Here is a 14,767-nt window from a genome sequence, read left to right as displayed (position 1 = left end):
CCGGAGGCAAGCCTCCGTGAAACCCCATCGTTCAGCCGACTCAGCGCGACGCCAACTGCGGCGCCATGAAGGGGACGATCAGCCACTCACCCTCCATCTCCGCCTGTCCGGCTTCAAGGCCGGCAAGGCTCGTCGGCAGGGTAATAACACGGCGGAAATCGCCGATCTGGACAACCAACTCATCACCGTTCTGGTAGAGATCGAGTTGTGAAACATCGGCAAACGGCAAGCGGATCTTCACCCGGTAGAATTTATCGCCAGCCTTGGTAATCTCTAGCGGTGCGCGGTCGTAGAGCACGGCCGTTGGATCCATATCGCCGTAGATATCATCCCCCATCCGGCGCAGCTTCTCAAGGCCGACAACCTCTTCGGGATAGTAGGGCACACGCCGGATCGGCAACGGCACAAATGAGTGCTCCACGTCTTGCAGATACCGCTGCTGCACATCACGCCAATGGTTCAGATAACCGCTATCTTGGTCAAGAGGTAAAATCTTATTGACCACGACCATGTCAACGGTCATCCCGTACATCGAAAGGTAGGTCAACGCCCGCTGGCTCTCCTTGATCACCATCTTTTCGGGGTTCATCACCAGGCGGATCGACGTCTCGCGCGGATTAGCCAGCGTCGCGGTTACCCCCTCCATCTGGCGGAACATCTCATCAACGGCATCGTACACCTCAGGTGGCGCGACCATTTTGTTGAGGCCGGGCGTGATCTTGCTCATTGGGCGGATCAGTGGCCGGATGACGTAACGCTCGGCACCACGCAACATATTGATCGCCCACTTGAACGTCTCAGGGGCCGAAAGGAGCCGTAGCGTCTCGCCGGTGGGCGCGCAATCGATCACCAAGAGATCGTAATCACCGCGCTCCTTATGCTTCTTGATCCGAATGAGCGGGAAGGCCTCTTCCATACCAGGCAGGACGCTCATCTCATCGGCCAACACGCCCTGTACGCCCTGCTCGGCCATAAGTTGGGCGAAGTGCTCGCGCACAATACCCCAGTTGCTTTCGATGTCGTGATAGATGCTGACTTCGAGCGCATCCAGGTTCTTCGTAATCCGAACGGGTTCAGGACCCAGCGGTCCCTCGAGATCGAGCGAATCGGCCAGTGAGTGGGCAGGATCGGTGCTCATGACCAGTGTTTTTAAGCCACGATCGGCAGCCCGTAGGGCCGTTGCTGCGGCGACGCTCGTCTTACCAACGCCGCCTTTTCCGGTAAAGATCAGAGTGCGCATCAGGGCCTTTCCAGGAGCTTACTGCTCGGCTGTCATCTACTGCCGCCAGGGCGGCGCCTCCAGAGGTTGTGAACGAACTTTACATGAAGTTTTTGCTTAAAAGCCAAAACCGGTGGTATCCCTCGCTAGTTTGGCTTGTATCGCAATAGTAGCACGAATATTGATGTGTGTCAACAAATATTACTCATATGTACCGAGACCCCGTCAGCGATTGACGGCATTCTAATGACGTATAACGACTTTCATCATCCATCGCTCAGCACCGTCGAGCAACCATTCATTGCGGTATAATACCACCATCTCGTCCGTGGAACCAACCCCTACTGCGAAGAAGCTCGTAGTATAATTTGCAACGAGGCATGCACGTGTGGCTGAGGCATAGCCTCTTACCCACTGCCAACGGTGTCAGTATCAATCTCTTGCACAACTACTGCGCCGTTATTATACCAGCTCATCGACCAATTTGCTGAGGGGTTTGAAAAGATCTTTCCGATCTTTTGGTACTGACCATGGCGTGAGGAACCAGATCTCATCGTGGGTGATGGTCGCGCCGGGCGCAAGGTGTACCAACGGCGCCAGTGTTTCAAGTTCAGTGCAGCCTTGGTCGTAGTAGATTTCGAGATTGCAGTTCCGATCAGGGTAAATACCGGTCGGTTGGTAGGCAGCCCATTTGACGACAACCACTCCCTGATGGATATACGCTAGCCAGCCGGCGGCACTGTGCGCACCGACTTTGGCCGGTGGGCCGGTGAGCGCTGTATCGATCAACAAGGCATCGTCGGTGATGGATAACCGCGGATCAGGCAACGACGTGTAGGGCCACAACGTAATCTGACGATTGGGAAGCAATGGGTTTGGCGGTGGCTGAGCATCGTGGAGCGGAAGAACGGCGAGTCCCCCTGGTACCAGTTGCGTGATGGCCCATGGAGCCAATTCGACCGGCCAAAGACCGTGATTGGTCAAGGCATGACGCAGATGGAGTCGCGGTTGCTGTGGATCGAGCGTAACGGTGAGTCTCTTCGCGATGCCACCGGGATCGATGGCGCTGCGCAGGATCACACCATGATCGACCGGTTCAGCAGGTGGGCCATCGAGATCGGGCCAGTAGCTGCGCGGGAATGCTTCAGGGGCGTGCCAGAGCCGATGACCACCGAGCAGGGCAAACTCACCCCAAGGTGTCTGCCAGCGTGCTGTTGGTGTTTCGGCCAGAAGGTTGGGACCGTTATCAAGATGAAGCGCAAGAATGCGCGGCCCGCCGGCAGCCAGTACGGTGAGACGAATCCGTTCGGTGGCGATGGTGATAGTGGGATACTTCATACCTGCCGACCTCTACATGACGGTGGCTTGTATTTTGTGCAAGAAAACGGTTAGGCAAGAGCGGGTCGACCGATTCAGCCGGATAAGCACAGAAATCCTGAGGACTTATGGTAGCATAAAAAGAGCGCCGGTGACGGCACAAGCGTAATCGCTACAATGTGGGTACTTCGATGAGCGAACCAACCATTTACGAACAGATCGGCGGCGAGTCCACGTTTCGCCGGATCGTTGATATCTTTTACGCGCGGGTCGAGGCCGATCCGCGTCTGCGGCATCTCTTCCCGGCGAACCTCGAGCCGGGCAAAGAGCATCAACGGCTTTTTCTCATGCAATACTTCGGCGGGCCACGCACGTATAGCGAACGGCGCGGCCACCCACGGCTACGAATGCGGCATCTACCGTTTCCAATCGGCCCAGTTGAACGCGATGCATGGCTCGAACATATGCTGGCTGCGCTGAATGAGGCCGGGGTACCCGAACCGGCACGCGGCGTGATGGAGGCCTATTTCCGTAGTGCTGCCCAGGCGATGATGAATCGTGATGAGTAATGAGGAAACGCGCCGGTGGAATATCACCGGCGCGAAGGAGCTATGCGAGGATGTACCGCTACGCCTCGTAAGCAATACCAGACTCACCATCATCGCCCGACAGACCTACGCAGAAGACACATCACATCAACCGACGCACCCATGGCAACAAGATGTCGAGAAACTCCTGCGGAGTTTCATCGAACGGACAGTGACCACTATCAGGAATGATTTTGATTTCGGCGTCCGGGATCATACGATCTTTGATAATTTCAGCATGAGACGGTGGAATGGATTGATCTTCTGCACCCCAGATCAACAGCGTGGGCATCTGAATCTCGCCCGGCTTGAGATCGAGCACAAGGTTGGCGAACTCACGGCTAACCTTCAGGTAAGAACCGGCCCCATAGCGACGTAACGGGCCACTAAACGTCTCCACCAATGCGGGCGTCACCCGCTCTTTGCGATGGTAGGCCGACAACAACCCCTGACGTACTCCCCAACGATTACCGAACACGCCGGCTAATGTCTCGCCGATCAGCGGTGCCCCGATTGCATCAAGCATCAGCCGGTCGAACGCGCTCAGCGGACGGGCTTGTAACTGCGCACCTGAACTGTTAACGAGAATCAGCGCCCTCACCAATTCAGGATACGCGCGAGCCAACTGAGCACTAACAACACCGCCCATCGAGTGCCCGACGACAACCGCCGGACGGCCGATGGTGTCGCGAATAAACGCCGCTGCTTGAGCAGCCCAACGTTCGCGACTCGGTCGACCGGTAGGACGCGCTGAGTAGCCGAAATAGTAGAGATCAATTGCGTACAAGGTATGTTCGGTGGCAATCGGGCGCATCACCGGACTCCAGTGTTCGATGAGTGCGCCGTAACCGTGGATGAGCATGATCGGCAGGCCATGTTGCGGTGACGAGATCCATGCCCGCATTAGGCCATCAGGCCCGCTACGGTACTCTTCACGGATCTCAAACTTGCGTCCTGTGGTAGAAGCTGTTGTTGTACTCATATATCTCAAGCTTTCTTGGTATGCTTATGGTATCTACGTCTTTATCAGCATACCACGTCTGCAAGGATTTTGCACAGATTTTGCAAAAATACCACACCTCGTTGCCGGTCGCCATCGCACACCAGATCAAGTCTCAGCAAACCGCAACACGTTCCCACCTGCAAGATGCCGTGTCACTGCTCCGCTAAGCGCAATGTGATATTGCCCGACGTTGCCTCAACATTCAAAAGTGACCGACCATCACCGAGCATTGTTTGTAGTGAACGAGCATTACTCACTTGCGCAGCCAAACCGGCGGGTGCATCGATCTTTCCACCGATAGTACGGAAGTTGAGCTGAACATCGAACGGCGGCAAGAGCGTTAATTGCACATCACCGGAAATCGTGCTCACGTGCTGTTCACCGGCCGCTAGACGACCGGAAAAGGTAATATCACCGCCGGTGGTGTCAATAGCAAGCCGAACCGCCTCGTCACTCGCAATATCGACATCACCGGAAACGGTTGTTACTTGCACCGGCCCACGCACACCGCTGAGCTTGACATCGCCACTCGTTGTCTGAGCGATGACCGCGCCAAGTAGGCCACTTGCCGACAGATCACCGCTCACCGTCAAGAAGTTAATCTCACTGCGATGATCGCTCAGCGTGACATCACCGCTTGTTGTGTTGAGGGTAAGCTGACCGGTAGTTCCTTCGGCTCGCACTTCACCATTGATCGTTGTAATCGTGCCACGAGCGGCTACCTGACGTAATGTAGCATCGCCGGAGACAAGGGAAACCTCAAATGTAACATCGGATGGGAGCGCTAATTCGAGGTAGGCATACGGATTACGACCGAAACTCCACGGCGCCCATTGCGGGTGTTTCACATTGATATAGAGTGTATCACCGCGTTGTTCAATCTGTAGCTCGATCTTGGTCGCCGCATCAGCAGCAGCATTGGCCGCCCAACCAAACCCACGCCGTTCGCCACGGAGGACGACTTCATCATCGGTGGTGCCGATCAGAACGACCTGATCGTTTACCCCGACAACTTCTACCCGCTTCACGATAAATCGTTGCTCTGCAATACGCTGCACACTATCAGAGCGAGCAAGATTGAGATCAATACCGGCAATCGTACCGCGAATCAACAGTTCAAACAACAACCATCCTAGTCCACCGAGGATCAACACCATCCCCAGCCATCGTCGGCTGAGCTGCCGCTCGACCGGACGTTCGGAATCTCTTGGTAGATCGGTTTTCATAGCACATACCCTTCACTTGGTACTTTTCACTGCATCCGACGTTATGCCAACACTGGGGGTTGCATCGTTGCCCAACTCCACCCATCCGCCTGTGTACGATATTGCGTGACTGTGAGTATGAACGGTTCATTTGGCAATCGTTTGCCGACAACGAGCGCGTGTTGCCAACACCGAATCGTCCGTATGACTATGGTAGACCGACGAACTCCACCAACCATCACGATACGGCGGCAACAATGGAGACAAACCCGCTCACTACCAACTCACACAGTATCTATCATCGCCGGCGATACCGGCACACCAACATCGGGGATCGAAAAGCGGGAATGCTGTGCAACTGCAGATTGTGCAACAATAAATCACGAGACACCAATCGTGACATGCCATGTCAGAAGAGGCCCATCTGCTGCGGTAGCAGCGAGATGCTCATCGGCGATCATGTGCAGCGTGACGAAATATACGTTACGATAAGGTAGAATGATGGCACAAAGCAGTGCAACGATGTCGGTTACATCGCCATATCCTTCACACCAGCATACTCATCGACATCAGGTACAATGAATATATGCCTATTCTCATTGACGGCCACAACCTGATTGGGCAAATGCCTGACATTGAACTTAGTGACCCCGACGACGAAGAAAAGTTGGTCGCGAAACTTCGCCGCTACGCTACACGTAAGCGTGGCCGGAAGATTGTGGTCGTCTTTGATGGTGGCGTATACGGTCACCCGCAAAACTTGAACGGCTATGGCGTGGAAACACGCTTCATCAAACCGCCACACAACGCCGATCAAGAGCTAATCCGACAAATTCGCGCGATTCGTCGTCGCGATGAGTGGCTGGTCGTTTCATCAGACCGAGCAGTCGTCAGAGAAGCGCAGGCACGTGGCATTCCGGTCATCTCGGCCCAAGAGTTTGCCCGTCGTTTGCAACAGCTCGACCAACCACGGATCAATGCTCGTGACAAACGTGGCGACCGCCCGTTGAGTAAAGCCGAAATTGAGGATTGGCTCCGTTTTTTTGGCGTCGATGAAGACGAAGACACGCTCTATTATTGAATGCATGTGCCTCCCGCAGCGGGGGACTGTGTTCAGCATATCATTGCGATTCGCATCGAGACTATGACACCTGACCCGATCACCGAACAAAACCGCCGCTCGTGGAACGCCGTTGTCCCGGTCCACACCAGCCATCGTGCCGACGAAGCCAGCTTTCTCCGTAACGGTGGCTCGACCCTCTTTCCTGAAGAGATAGCCTTGCTCGGCGACATACAAGGTTGCCGTCTCCTCCACTTGCTCTGCAACACCGGCGCTGACAGTCTCTCGTTAGCAGCACGCGGAGCGATCGTCACCGGTGTTGATCTGAGCGATGCTGCAATCGCCTATGCGCGGGCGTTGAGTGCGGCCAGTGGGATTCCGGCCACGTTCGTGCAGGCCGATGTCTATGACTACTTGGCAGCGGCAGCCGCAGACGGCTTGCGCTTTGAACGTATCTATGCCGGCTATGGGGTAATCTGCTGGTTACGCAATCTGCACACCTTCGCCCACGACATCGCCACGTTGCTCACCCCCGGCGGACGCTTCGTGTTGATGGAGTTTCACCCAACATCGAACATGTTCAATGCCGATTGGCAGTTGGCCCACGCCTACCCTCAAGATGGAACCGTCCTTGCGCTGCCAGGTGTCGGTGATTACGTCGGTGCCGCCGAAGGCGGGTTATCGCCATCCGGGTTTGTGGACGGTGTGCGCGATTTTAGTAACCCCGAGCCATGCATCCTCTACCGTTGGGGAATCGGTGAAGTGGTGACAGCCTTCGCACAGGCTAATCTGCGTTTGCGGGTTCTCCACGAGTATTGTTATGTCAATGGAGAACGACCTTTCACCCGCATGGTACAAGCTGAGGGTCGGCGACTGTATCCACCACCAGACATACCGGCGCTGCCCCTCATGTACGGTTTGGTGGTAGAAAAGGATTACAACGATGAGTGATTGGGGTATTGGTCATGACCGTATTATCCTGAGCGGCATGCAATTTATCGGCTACCACGGTACACGCCTCGAAGAGAACCGGCTCGGCCAGCGGTTTGTGGTAGATGTGGCGGTTGAGCTTGATCTGCGGGCCGCCGGGGCCAGCGACGACTTGAATCAAACGGTGGACTATAGCCAGATTCACGATCGGGCGCGCGAGATTGTCTGCGGGCCGGCATTGCGGTTGACTGAAGCGGTCGCTGAGCGGATTGCGACGGCAGTACTCACCGACCATCCGCAGATCCGCGCGGTGGCGGTGCGGGTGACCAAGCCGGGGGTGCGTCTCGGCGACACCATCCTCGCAGGATCAGTAGTTGAGATTGTGCGCTGGCGATGACTCGACCGCGAGTGACGCTCAGTTTTGCCCAGACTCTCGATGGGCGGGTGGCGGCGGCTGATGGCAGTTCGCAATGGATTAGCGAGCCAGAATCGCTGCGTTTCTGCCACCGGCTGCGCGCTGCCCACGACGCGATCATGGTTGGCATCGGCACGGTACTGCGCGATGATCCGCGCTTGACGGTACGGCTAGTCGAGGGGCGCGATCCGCTGCGGGTCATCGTCGATAGCACACTGCGCACACCACCTACTGCGGCGGTGATCCGGGACGGTGCAGCGCGTGGTACAGTACTGGCCTGCACCGCCGCCGCGCCGTCAGAGCGACGCACGGTCTTACGGGAGCTTGGAGCAACTATCCTTACGCTACCGGCTACTCCAGAGGGTAAAGTTGATCTGGTGGCGCTCCTCGCGAGCCTAGCAGAACGAGGTATTGCCAGCATCATGGTCGAAGGTGGCGCATGTCTCATAACCGGTCTGCTACGCGCACGCCTAGTTGATGCAGTCACCATTACCATTGCACCGTTGATCCTCGGCGCGGGGCCGGCAGCCGTTGGCGACCTTGGGATCATGACGTTAGCGCAAGCCATCAAACTCGGTAATGCACGCTGGACGACCTACGGCGTTGATGTAGTCCTAGAGGGTGAGGTGTTATGGACAGCGACATAACCACCGGCGCGAGTAGTCTACTCCCTGCCGATGCGATCTGGTTTACTGCGCCGCGCACCGTCAGGGTACAACGCGAAACGGCACCACCACCCGATGTCGGTGAAGTGCGTGTGGCTGCCATCGCCTCACTAATCAGCCACGGCACTGAACGGCTGGTCTATCGGGGAGAGGTCGATCCAACACTCCCGCTCGACTTGCCGACCATACGAGGCAGCTTCGCGTTTCCAATCAAGTACGGCTACGCAATTGCCGGACGGATCATCGATGTTGGTCCCGGCGTCGATGATCTGCACATCGGTGATGCGGTCGCTGCTTTACACCCACACCAGAGTGTCTTTACCATCCCGGCGGCGCTGGTCAAACGCCTACCTACCCATCTCGATCCGGCCTTGGGAGGCTTTTACGCCAATGTCGAAACAGCGCTGACCATCTGCCACGACGCCGCACCCCGGCTCGGCGAAACGGTGATAGTTTTCGGGCAGGGGGTGGTTGGGCTGCTCGTTACGCAACTGCTGCAATTGGCCGGTGTACACGTGATTGCCGTCGATCCCGATCCGCAGCGACGGGAGCTAGCGGAGCATTTTGGGGCCACCGCGTTGGCCCAGCCCGATCCAGCAATTATTGTCGACCTGACCGACAAACGAGGGGCTGATATTGCGATTGAGGTGAGTGGCGCACCGACAGCATTGCAGCAGGCGATAGAGGCGGTCGCTGTGGAAGGATTGGTCATTGTGGCATCGTGGTACGGCCAAAAACCGGTAACGCTCACGCTCGGCGGACACTTTCACCGCGGTCGGGTTCGAGTGCGCTCATCGCAGGTAGGACGGCTCACGCCAGACAGCCTCCCACGTTGGGATTATGCACGGCGGACGGCAACCGTGATGCACCTGTTGCCGCGTCTCCACCTCGCTGAACTGGTTAGCCACCACTTTCCGCTGGAACAGGCGGCAGCCGCATACGAACTGCTTGATAGGGGTGCAACAGGTCTGGTGCAGGTAATGATCAGCTACAGATAGCTATCTGAACCGGTCGATGACCGTTAGTTGTGTAATCGCGCATGTTACGCCGTGACGGTCCTTCCAGGCCTAATGCGATCTCTGAGTGGAAAGGGAAATGTCGTTCAACGCGTTCGGGCGGATGGTGGAGACGGCACCATATCTCATACTAAGGTTGAGCAAGTACGACACAAGGAGCGGTTATGTATGAAGTATGCGTCAGTGCTCAATTTGAAGCTGCCCATCGTCTTGAAGGCAATTTTGGTCCGGCCACCCGTATGCACGGCCACACCTACCGGCTAGAAGCCATTGTCACCGGTGAGCGTCTCCAACCCGACGGCACTCTCTTTGATATTAGCCAACTACAAGCAGCAGTGCAGGCAATTGTCGCCGATTTACACTATCGCGATCTTGGTACTGTCGAAGGGCTGCGTGACGTCAACACCACCGCCGAGCAAGTTGCCTACTATTGCTGGCGACGGATTGCAGCCGCGCTCAGCGGAACTGACCTCACCACCCTGGCGGTGCGTATTTGGGAAAATCCACAGGTCTATGCGGCATACAGCGAAACATTAGCGTCATCAGCCGGTACATAGGTAGATCACCTCATGCCTTACACGATTGGCTTCCTCACCGTCGGTGATCCCAACCGGCTCACTGGTGGCTATCTCTACCATCGCGAAGTCTTCCGGCGCTGGCGTGCGCAAGGTCATCGCGTGGATGAAATCGTCTTAGGTCCGGCCGATGTCGCCGGGCAACTGGCTGCCGCTCCATACGTTGGTGCACGGATCAGCGTTGACCAGTACGATGCGATCATCGTTGACGCCTTAGCCCGTGCGGTCGTTGCTCCATGGCTTGAGTATTGGCGCACCCGGCGGCCACTACTCGCACTGATCCATGAATTACCGGCAGTAGCCGGCGCAAGCGATCCGCGGGAACGGGAATGGGAACAGGCACTCCTACGCGCTCATATACTGGTCACGGTAAGCGATGATGGGGCGGCAACCCTAATCGCCCGTGGTGCAGATCCGAATCGACTAGTTGTCGCTTCCGGCGGATGTGATCGTCTGCTCCCCTTGCTACCGGTCAACTGCACCCGCGAGCCACTGATCATCACCGTTGGACAATGGATTCCGCGCAAGAATCTAGCCAACCTAGTACGAGCCTGGGGAAAAGCTGCAGTGAACGGCTGGCATTTAGCACTGATCGGCGAGACTGACGCCGATCCAACTTACGCCGCCGAAGTCTGGCAAGTGGTGCGCGACTGCCCGGCTTCGGTGATAGTACGAGGCACGCTCAGCGATGACGAGTTAGCGCACCTCTACGCACGCGCCGGCGTCTTTGCCCTCCCCTCCCGCTTTGAAGGCTACGGACTAGTCTTTGCCGAAGCGCTCGCCTGCGGCCTACCGGTGATCGCCGGTGCAGTCGGCCCGGTCCCGGACTTAGTCGGTGATGGTGGTCTGCTCGTACCACCCGACGATGAACGAGAATTGGCGACAGCTTTACACCGCATTACTACCAACACAGCACTCCGTCAACGTCTCAGCGCCGCTGCTCGTCGACGCGCCAATACCCTGCCACGTTGGGATGACACTGCCCAACGTTTGTTAGCTGCCGTAATCCACGCATGCACGTATTCGGCAGGCGATCACACCTAATCAAATTGTCATCTATACTTCGTCTTGTGAGACGAATTCTCACATGCTATAATCTCAATCGAAGCCTGCCTACCACCGCAACTACAGGAGGAAATCTCCAATAATGAACAAAAGTAACACAGTGCTGATCCTCATCAGCATCGCCTTCGTTGTTGTACTCACCGCCTGTGGCGATACGGCCGGTGTCCCTCCTCCTACTCCCACGACAGCAGAATCGGCGCGCCCAACACGCACTCCTCGCCCGGCAGCAGCTAATACGCAACCAACAACAGCTCCAACCGCTGCCTCAGAGGGAACGATTATCCGACCGCCACCCACCAACAACCAAACCGGACTGACAACACTCGGTAATGTTCAAGTAGAGATGAGCCTTGAGGGGACCATCAAAACGGAAGGGCAAACTGACGAGTCGATCCGAATAGTGATGCAGGAGATTCGGCTGCAAAATGGCAATAGTAGACTTGTGATCGAGTCGACGACACCTGACCAAGGAATCAGCCGTATCAGCTATTTTCTCATCGACGGTGAAACCTTTCAATACACTGAACGTGGCGACGAGCGTACCTGTATTAGCGTGAGCGGCAGCGATTTCTTCACCGGAAGTATGCTCACCCCAGAGTCATTGATCGGTGATCTCAAAGAAGCAACTCTCGCCGAACGTGGTGTACAAGTCAACGGTTTTACCACCGATCGTTACACCTTCAGCTTAAACGAGCAGAGTCTTGGTTATCAAGGGCAAGCGAGCGGCGAAATCTGGGTGGCGAGCAGTCCGAACATTGTGGTACGACATATCGGCACCCTGAACGGCTCGTTTGGTGGAATAGCCGTCGAAGAAGGGGGTGAGATACTTCCGCAATCAACAGGGAATCTGAGCTGGAAATACAACGTCACTCAGATCGCGCAAACACCAACCATCACTCTCCCTGAGACATGTACACAACAGCAAGCCGCCGGTGCCGACATTCCATTACCACCGAACATCAGCAATCAGTTGCGGACAAACGACGTGATCAGCTTCGAGGCAAGCGATACAGCCGCAAACATCGCCCAGTTTTATCAGACTGAGATGGTGGCAAAGGGATGGCAAGCGGGAACAGTCACGCAGTACGGTGACACCTACCAACTTACGTTTACCAAGGACGGTCGTACTGCTACGATCACCATCTCGACGACCGATAACAGAACGCAGGTGATCATCTTCCTCGGTTTGTAGGTAATCATTGAGAGCTGTGCGCATCTGATAACGGTGACGAACGACAAAAGCGATTGTCAACACGCCCAACAGGATCAAACACCAACTGCTCGATTCGGGCGGCATTACAACGTAGCAACAACGCATCGGGAAAGGACAGGATACAGTCCTTTCCCATTCCTTCGTCAGCCAGATCGCTTTTCGGTATGATCCCAGATTGACAAATTCGTCACCCTATGGTATCCTCATCGCGGATTGATATTCATGTTCGGATAGTACACACAAACCTATGGTCGCTCACTTTGTAAGCCTTATCCTCCTTGTACTCGTACTCCTCCTTAGCCTTATTGGCGGGTGGAGCAAGCGTGTTTAGGGAGGGGAAGGTCACAAAGCCCCGGCTCAGGATGTAAGACTGAACCTCCCGCAAAACGGGAGGTTTTTAGTATCCTATTGGAACATATGATGCGGCTCATCAATATCATCATCAACTATTGGCAACACCTTTGGTTGCAGCCGCACGTCGTGCTCGCGCCGGTTGTCATCAATCGGCAACGCAAACAATGATTCACCGCCGCCACGTCGGCGCATTGCCGCGCGTCGGCTTGCTCACATCGCAGTGAGCAGCGGCGAAATGCCCCACTGCTGTGGCTCGTCGGTTGTTGGATCGGTCGTCGTCAACGGTGCCATCGCTTACGAGAATGGCAACCGTGAGGTACGACTGTGCAAGCAATGGTTGTTTCAGATTCATCACATGAGGACAGGAGTAGTTCGATGACCAAACCACTCACCGGCGCCCAGATCATGTGCGAGGCCCTCATCCGCGAGGGGGTCGAAGTCATGTTTGGTATTCCCGGCGGAGCAATCATGCCCTTCTACTATGCGATGTGGGACTATCGCGACCGACTGCGCCACGTGCTCTGCCGCCACGAGCAAGGGGCCGGTCACGCGGCTGAAGGCTACGCCCGCGCGACGGGTAAAATCGGCGTGTGTATCGGAACCAGCGGACCCGGCGCGACCAACCTTGTCACCCCCATCGCCGATGCGATGATGGACAGCACCCCCTTATTGGCCATCACCGGCCAAGTCGGTAGCCACGTACTCGGGAAAGACGCCTTCCAAGAGACCGACATCACCGGCATTACTATGCCGATCACCAAACACAACTATCTCGTCAAGAATGTTGACGAAATCGCCTACGTGTTCAAAGAAGCCATCTACATCGCGACGACCGGACGCCCCGGCCCAGTTTTGATCGACATCACCAAAGACGCGATGCAGAAAACGACGGTGCCGAATTGGGACATCAAATTGAATTTACCCGGGTACAAACCAACCTATCAGGGCAACCGTCGCCAGATCCGTGAAGCGATTAAGTTGCTCATCAACGCCAAGAAGCCTCTCATCATTGCCGGTCATGGCATCATTATGTCGGGTGCGCATCGTGAACTGCAAGCGTTCGCCGAACGACTACGCATCCCAGTGATTACCACCCTCCACGGGATCGGCGCCATTCCCGAAAATCACCCGCTCTGCATCGGTATGCCCGGCATGCACGGCTGGGTCCACGTCAACCGCGCTATTCAGGAATGTGATGTTCTGTTCAACATCGGTGGTCGCTTCGATGACCGGGTGACCGGCAAAGCAAGCACCTTTGCGCCTAACGCCCGCATCATTCACGTGGACATCGATCCATCGGAGATTGGGAAGAACGTGCGGGTTGATGTGCCGATCGTCGGCGATGCCCGGCTCGTGTTGCAGGCGCTGCTCGAGGATTTGCCGCCGCCGAGCGAGCTGGCCGAACTACACACCCATGCTTCCGACTGGATGGAGCATATTCGCGAGATGCAGGACAAGCATCAGGGTAAGCAACAGTACAAGAACCGAGCCGCAATGTCCAACATGGCGTTACCGCCACACGATGTCTATGAAGCGCTCAGCCGTACCCTTAACGCACGTGGCAACTATCGAGTGGTGACCGACGTTGGCCAGCACCAAATGTGGGCCGCTCAGTTGATCGACTGGAACCATGGGCCGCGCACGCATATTACCTCTGGGGGTGCCGGAACGATGGGCTTCGCGGTACCGGCAGCACTTGGCGTGGCAATTGCGTGCCCGAACGAAACCGTCTGGGCAATTGTCGGTGACGGTGGTTTCCAGATGACCAACCAAGAAATGGCGACGATTGTCCAAGAGGGACTTAAGAATATCAAGGTGGCAGTGATCAACAATGGCTATCTCGGCATGGTGCGGCAATGGCAAGAACTGTTTGAGAACAAACGCTATAGCGGCACACCGCTTTCAGGTCCCGATTTTGCCAAGCTGGCCGAAGCGTATGGCTGGAAGGGGCTAACTGTCGAGCGCAGCGAAGAGGTCCAAGCCGCCATTGATGAAGCGTATGCGACCGATGGCCCAGTCCTGATCGACTTCCGCGTTGAGCGCGAAGTGAACGTCTTCCCGATGGTGCCACAGAACAAGTCGATTGGCGAGATGATCCTCTCGGAGTCGCAGGCGTAAGGGCGCAGTCATTCCTATTACTAAA

General features: G+C 56.2%; 15 protein-coding genes. 10 read left to right on the top strand and 5 right to left on the bottom strand.

The window, feature by feature from the left end; translation table 11 throughout:
- Positions 1 to 40: 40 nt before the first annotated feature.
- Positions 41 to 1,240 carry an ArsA family ATPase gene (locus AC01ZF_RS15675; protein ID WP_012616496.1) on the bottom strand — a complete coding sequence of 400 codons (1,200 nt, stop codon included), beginning with the start codon at positions 1,238 to 1,240 and terminating at the stop codon, positions 41 to 43.
- 441 nt (positions 1,241 to 1,681) lie between these two features.
- Positions 1,682 to 2,557, bottom strand: coding sequence for a hypothetical protein (locus AC01ZF_RS15670; RefSeq protein ID WP_424676395.1), 876 nt, complete (start codon positions 2,555 to 2,557; stop codon positions 1,682 to 1,684).
- A 170-nt stretch (positions 2,558 to 2,727) separates the two neighbouring features.
- Between AC01ZF_RS15670 and AC01ZF_RS15665 the strand changes: the two genes are divergently transcribed.
- Positions 2,728 to 3,105: a globin gene (locus AC01ZF_RS15665; RefSeq protein WP_424676394.1), complete on the top strand. Its 378-nt coding sequence runs from the start codon at positions 2,728 to 2,730 to the stop codon at positions 3,103 to 3,105.
- A 121-nt stretch (positions 3,106 to 3,226) separates the two neighbouring features.
- Here AC01ZF_RS15665 and AC01ZF_RS15660 read toward each other — a convergent pair whose 3' ends face one another.
- Together AC01ZF_RS15660 and AC01ZF_RS15655 are read right to left on the bottom strand one after the other, a co-directional pair.
- Positions 3,227 to 4,105: an alpha/beta fold hydrolase gene (locus AC01ZF_RS15660; RefSeq protein ID WP_428112330.1), complete on the bottom strand. Its 879-nt coding sequence runs from the start codon at positions 4,103 to 4,105 to the stop codon at positions 3,227 to 3,229.
- Positions 4,106 to 4,278: 173 nt separating this feature from the next.
- Positions 4,279 to 5,352: a DUF4097 family beta strand repeat-containing protein gene (locus AC01ZF_RS15655; protein WP_424676392.1), complete on the bottom strand. Its 1,074-nt coding sequence runs from the start codon at positions 5,350 to 5,352 to the stop codon at positions 4,279 to 4,281.
- Positions 5,353 to 5,917: 565 nt separating this feature from the next.
- Between AC01ZF_RS15655 and AC01ZF_RS15650 the strand changes: the two genes are divergently transcribed.
- The 8 genes from AC01ZF_RS15650 (at position 5,918) to AC01ZF_RS15615 (ending at position 12,249) form a co-directional block, all read left to right on the top strand.
- On the top strand, positions 5,918 to 6,412 hold the full coding sequence (locus AC01ZF_RS15650) for an NYN domain-containing protein (protein ID WP_424676391.1): 495 nt from the start codon (positions 5,918 to 5,920) through the stop codon (positions 6,410 to 6,412).
- 63 nt (positions 6,413 to 6,475) lie between these two features.
- Positions 6,476 to 7,342, top strand: a complete 867-nt coding sequence (locus tag AC01ZF_RS15645; protein WP_424676390.1) for a class I SAM-dependent methyltransferase — start codon at positions 6,476 to 6,478, stop codon at positions 7,340 to 7,342.
- The gene (folB, locus tag AC01ZF_RS15640; protein WP_424676389.1) at positions 7,335 to 7,718 is read left to right on the top strand and encodes a dihydroneopterin aldolase; all 384 of its coding nucleotides are present in this window, start codon (positions 7,335 to 7,337) and stop codon (positions 7,716 to 7,718) included. Before AC01ZF_RS15645 ends, folB begins: the two co-directional genes overlap by 8 nt.
- On the top strand, positions 7,715 to 8,383 hold the full coding sequence (locus AC01ZF_RS15635) for a RibD family protein (RefSeq protein WP_424676388.1): 669 nt from the start codon (positions 7,715 to 7,717) through the stop codon (positions 8,381 to 8,383). Before folB ends, AC01ZF_RS15635 begins: the two co-directional genes overlap by 4 nt.
- Positions 8,368 to 9,399, top strand: coding sequence for a zinc-dependent alcohol dehydrogenase (locus AC01ZF_RS15630; RefSeq protein ID WP_424676387.1), 1,032 nt, complete (start codon positions 8,368 to 8,370; stop codon positions 9,397 to 9,399). The genes AC01ZF_RS15635 and AC01ZF_RS15630 overlap by 16 nt, the downstream gene beginning before the upstream one ends.
- A 182-nt stretch (positions 9,400 to 9,581) precedes the next feature.
- Positions 9,582 to 9,974, top strand: coding sequence for a 6-pyruvoyl trahydropterin synthase family protein (locus AC01ZF_RS15625; protein WP_424676386.1), 393 nt, complete (start codon positions 9,582 to 9,584; stop codon positions 9,972 to 9,974).
- 12 nt (positions 9,975 to 9,986) lie between these two features.
- The gene (locus tag AC01ZF_RS15620) at positions 9,987 to 11,036 is read left to right on the top strand and encodes a glycosyltransferase (protein WP_476575486.1); all 1,050 of its coding nucleotides are present in this window, start codon (positions 9,987 to 9,989) and stop codon (positions 11,034 to 11,036) included.
- 103 nt (positions 11,037 to 11,139) lie between these two features.
- Positions 11,140 to 12,249, top strand: coding sequence for a hypothetical protein (locus AC01ZF_RS15615; RefSeq protein WP_428131335.1), 1,110 nt, complete (start codon positions 11,140 to 11,142; stop codon positions 12,247 to 12,249).
- A gap of 544 nt (positions 12,250 to 12,793) precedes the next feature.
- On the opposite strand, the gene AC01ZF_RS15610 is transcribed toward AC01ZF_RS15615, so the two are convergent.
- Positions 12,794 to 12,976: a hypothetical protein gene (locus tag AC01ZF_RS15610; protein WP_476575485.1), complete on the bottom strand. Its 183-nt coding sequence runs from the start codon at positions 12,974 to 12,976 to the stop codon at positions 12,794 to 12,796.
- A 23-nt stretch (positions 12,977 to 12,999) separates the two neighbouring features.
- On the opposite strand from AC01ZF_RS15610, the gene ilvB reads away from it, so the two are divergent.
- Positions 13,000 to 14,742 (top strand): biosynthetic-type acetolactate synthase large subunit, encoded by a 1,743-nt coding sequence (ilvB, locus tag AC01ZF_RS15605; protein ID WP_428112327.1) that lies wholly within the window; start codon positions 13,000 to 13,002, stop codon positions 14,740 to 14,742.
- Positions 14,743 to 14,767: the final 25 nt, after the last annotated feature.

The organism is Chloroflexus sp. (assembly GCF_056331925.1).
The sequence above is the reverse complement of the archived record's forward strand: the minus strand, read 5'-3'. Positions and strand labels throughout refer to the sequence as shown.